Raw genomic sequence first — 261 nt, forward strand, 5'->3', positions numbered from 1 at the left:
GCGGCGCAGGGACCGGAAAATCCCACCTCGCCGTGAGCTTCGCCCAGACATGCATTCGGCGCGGCAAACGGGAACGCAAAGATGACCGCAGCGCTCCTCGATCACCTCACCCACCATTGCAAAATCGTCGGAACCAGAAACGAACGCTGGCGCTTCAAGCCCCGAGAGCAACCCAAGCTCCGCTGGCCCGACACGGCTGCGCTGTATGATGGATCAACCGTTTTTGCGGTTTTTTCGCCAGTTTTAGCAGGCGAGACCGGC

Annotated in this window: 1 pseudogene; it reads left to right on the forward strand. The window is 60.5% G+C overall.

The window, feature by feature from the left end:
• Positions 1 to 69: 69 nt before the first annotated feature.
• Positions 70 to 165: pseudogene (locus tag R0J87_RS21715) on the forward strand (ATP-binding protein); the annotation flags it as partial.
• Positions 166 to 261 lie beyond the last annotated feature (96 nt).

Source organism: Halomonas sp. SIMBA_159 (assembly GCF_046536035.1).
Lineage (GTDB): Bacteria > Pseudomonadota > Gammaproteobacteria > Pseudomonadales > Halomonadaceae > Vreelandella > Vreelandella venusta_A.